The 4032-nt window shown below is 64.2% G+C and carries 2 protein-coding genes; both read left to right on the forward strand.

What is annotated here, in order from left to right; translation table 11 throughout:
- Positions 1 to 2602: toprim domain-containing protein (locus RBA40_RS32885; protein ID WP_306653075.1), on the forward strand; the 2602-nt coding region annotated here is incomplete at its 5' end.
- A gap of 271 nt (positions 2603 to 2873) precedes the next feature.
- The gene (gene xerC, locus RBA40_RS32890; protein WP_306653077.1) at positions 2874 to 3992 is read left to right on the forward strand and encodes a site-specific tyrosine recombinase XerC; all 1119 of its coding nucleotides are present in this window, start codon (positions 2874 to 2876) and stop codon (positions 3990 to 3992) included.
- The last annotated feature ends 40 nt before the right edge of the window (positions 3993 to 4032 follow it).

Raw genomic sequence — 4032 nt, forward strand, 5'->3', positions numbered from 1 at the left:
TGCCAACCGCACGCTGGGCTACCGGCTGCCTGCCAAGACCGTCAAGGCTGGCGCGGAACTCAAGGGCCGTTTGCAAGGCATTGGCATCCTGCGCGAAACAGGGCATGAGCACTTCAACGGCTCCGTCGTCGTGCCGGTCATCGACATTGGCGGCAATGTCACCGAAGCCTACGCGCGCAAGCTGCGCGACGATCTGCGCACCGGCACGCCGACGCACCTGTATTTGCCGGGGCCGCACCAGGGCGTATGGAACGAGGCAGCGTTGCAGCAGCACGAGGAAATCATCCTGTGCGAGGCGCTGATTGACGCGCTCACGTTCTGGCAGGCGGGCTATCACAACGTCACGGCCAGCTATGGCACGTCCGGTTTTACGCCCGACCATATCGTCGCGTTTCAGCGGCACGGCACCAAGCGCGTCCTGATTGCCTATGATCGCGACGACGCGGGCGACAATGCAGCCGACGCGCTGGCCGAGCAATTGAATGCAATCGGCATCGAGTGTTACCGCATCCAGTTTCCAAAGGGGATGGACGCCAACGAATACGCCTTGAAGGTGACGCCGGCATCGAAAAGCCTTGGCATCCTGATCCGCAAGGCGGCATGGTACGGCAAAGGCATCCCGCCGCAGGCGGCACCCGGCCAGCATGTTGAGACGATGGAGTACGTCGCCGACGCCTGCGCCGAGCCTGCGCCGGTCGTGACGGTCGCACCTGAACCGGCACCTGAACCGGCACCGACACCGGCACCAGATGCGGCCACCATTGCCGCCGCCATTGCGCCGTTGGACGCCGCCAGCTTAGCCGCTTCGCCCTCGGCCGCGCCAGCGGCGTCGTCCATTGACGCCGAAATCAAGGATGACGAAGTGGTGTTCACCTTCGGCGAGCGGCGCTATCGCGTGCGCGGCCTGCCGAAAAACCTGTCGCCCGAAACGCTCAAGATCAACCTGCTCGTGTCCTGCAAGGATGCCTACTTCGTTGATACGCTCGACCTGTACAGCGCGCGCGGCCGTAGCCAGTACCTGCTGTACGCGGCCAAGGAGCTGGCCGTGCGCGACGACCTCATCAAGCACGACCTGGGGCGCATCCTGCTCAAGCTGGAAGCGTTGCAGGACGAGCGCATCAAGTCTTCGACCAAAACAGCGCCGGCCATCCCGACCATGACCGACGCTGAGCGCGATGCCGCCCTGGCACTGCTGCGCGCGCCCGACCTGCTGGACCGGATCGTGGCCGACTTCGACGCCTGCGGGCTGGTTGGCGAGCGCACCAACAAGCTCGTTGGCTACCTGGCCGCAGTCAGCCGCAAGCTCGATAGGCCGCTGGCCATCGTCGTGCAGTCGTCAAGCGCGGCCGGAAAAAGCTCGCTGATGGATGCGGTGCTGGCGATGATTCCGGAGGAAGAGCGCATCAAGTACAGCGCCATGACGGGCCAGAGCCTGTTCTACATGGGCGAGACGAACTTGCAGCACAAGATACTTGCCATCGTTGAAGAGGAAGGCGCGAGCCGGGCCAGCTACGCCTTGAAGCTGCTGCAAAGTGAGGGCGAGTTGATGATTGCCTCGACCGGCAAGGATGCCAACACGGGCAACTTGATTACGCAGGAATACCGCGTCACCGGCCCGGTCATGATCTTCCTGACCACGACAGCCATCGAGATCGACGAAGAGCTGATGAACCGCTGCATCGTCCTCACCGTCGATGAAGGGCGCGAGCAAACCGAGGCGATTCACAGCCTGCAACGCAACCGGCGTATGCTGTCGGGCCTGATGGCGAAACAGGGCAAGGATGCGATCCTGGCCCTGCACCGCAATGCACAGCGCCTGCTACGCCCGCTGGCCGTGGTCAATCCCTACGCCGACCAGCTCACGTTCCTGTCGGACAAAACGCGGACCCGGCGCGATCACGAAAAATACCTGACGCTGATCGACACCATCGCCTTGCTGCACCAACACCAGCGGGCCACCAAGAACACGACGGGCAGCAACGGCGCGGCGCTGGAATACATCGAGGTCACGGCATCCGACATCGAGCAGGCCAACCGGCTCACGCATGAGGTGCTGGGCCGCAGCCTTGACGAGCTTCCGCCGCAGACGCGCCGACTCTTGAGTCTGGTCGATACGCTGGTCGATACGTCGGCCGCAGCGCTGGGAATCCGCCGCACCGAGTATCACTTTAGCCGCAAAGACGTGCGCGAGGCGACCGGCTGGGGAGACACCCAGCTTAAAATCCACCTTGGGCGGCTGGCCGAGCTGGAATACCTGCTGGTGCACCGCGCCGAGCGTGGGCAGGGCTATGTGTATGAAATGCTCTATGACGGCGACGGCAACAACGCACCGCACCTGACCGGCCTGCTCGATGCCGGGGCTTTGGATGACTACGACGGGCGGCGGTCGGGGCACGGTCACGCGCAGTCGGCCCCCGGTCGGCCCGTGGTCGGTGGGTGGTCGGCCCCCGGTCGGGCCGTCAAATCGGCCGCAAAGCCAGTGCTGGCGCGGGTTTCGGCGGAAAACGCGCCATTCGCGTCTGAAAATGCACCTCCTATGGCGAACGGTCACGCGCAGGTCGTACCGATCCTGATCGTACCGACGCGGGCGGGTGAGGCATGAGCGCCGTCAGTGGTTTCTATGCGGGCTTGCTCGATGCTGGTGCATTGGACGCCTACGACGGGCGGTGGTCGGGGCGTGGGCGCTCGCGGTCGGCCCCCGGTCGGCCCCTGGTCGGTGGGTGGTCGGCCCCCGGTCGGGCCGTGAAATCGGCCACAACGCCAGTGCTGGGGCGGGTTACGGCGAAATGCACGCTATTTGCCCCTGAAAACGCACCTCCTATGACGAGCGGCCGCGTGCCGGTCGTAGTCGTAGCAACGTCGGCGGGGGCAGTATGAGGCCGACACGCCCCGGCAAGCTGCCCGGTCCGCTGCACTATGCCGGCGACCCGGAAACCCGTGGGGGCTTCCGCTCCTACCTGATCGAGTTCATTGACTGGACGCAGGCGATGCACTACTCGGCGACGACGCTCAAGAACCGCCGCATCGAAATGGGCTACTTCATCGACTGGTGCGAAGAGCGCAGCGTCACCACGCCGCACGAGGTGACACGGGCGATGCTGGAGCGCTATCGGCAATACATCTTTGCCTACCGGCGCAAAGCCGACTGTGCCCCGCTGTCGCGCCAGACCCAGAGCAAGCGCCTGATCACGGTGCGTATGTTCTTCAAATGGATGGCAAAAAGCCATCACCTGCTGTTCAACCCGGCCAGCGAAATGGAGCTGCCAAAGCAGGAGAATCGCTTGCCGCGCCACGTGCTGACCGTCGCCGAAATTGCCCAGGTACTGAACGCGGCCGACATTGACGACCCGTCGGGCTTCGGCATCCGGGACCGGGCCATGCTGGAAGCGCTGTACAGCACCGGCATGCGCCGCGCCGAGCTGGTCGGCCTTGACCTCAATGACATTGACGCCGAGCGCGGCACGGTGCTGGTGCGGCTAGGCAAAGGCAAGAAGGACCGCATGGTGCCGATCGGCGAGCGGGCCTTGGCCTGGATTGCCCGGTATGTGCAGGAAGTACGCCCGCGCTACCTTGACGACGACAGCGACGCAACGCTGTTCCTGTCGAAACATCACGAACGCGTGAGTGCCAAGCAGATGTCGGGCATTGCCAAAAAAACCATTGACCGCGCCAACCTTGATCGGGTGCAGGCCTCCGGCCCGTTGAATAGCTCCTGCCACCTGTTCCGTCATGCCTGCGCCACGCACATGCTGGAGAACGGTGCGGACATCAGGTTCATCCAGGCGCTGCTGGGGCACGCCGAGCTGACCACCACCGAAGTTTATACACGGGTGGCAATCATGAAGCTCAAGGAAGTGCATGAGGCGACCCATCCGGCGCGATTGCAGGCCCGTGGCGCTGCGCACGGCGGCACGGTAGGGGTAAGCGGTGTCGGCGTGCGCGCCGCGCTCCTGGATGCCCTGGATGTCGAGGCGATGCATCAGCCAGATTGATCAGAGGGATGCCATGACCATCATCGAAGTGGAGTTGCCG

It is taken from the genome of Massilia pseudoviolaceinigra (assembly GCF_030846505.1).
GTDB classification, from domain to species: Bacteria; Pseudomonadota; Gammaproteobacteria; order Burkholderiales; family Burkholderiaceae_D; genus Telluria_A; species Telluria_A violaceinigra.

Excerpts from the sequence above, each read along its gene's own strand:
- xerC (WP_306653077.1), top strand. The coding sequence starts at position 2,874 with ATGAGGCCGACACGCCCCGGCAAGCTGCCCGGTCCGCTGCACTATGCC.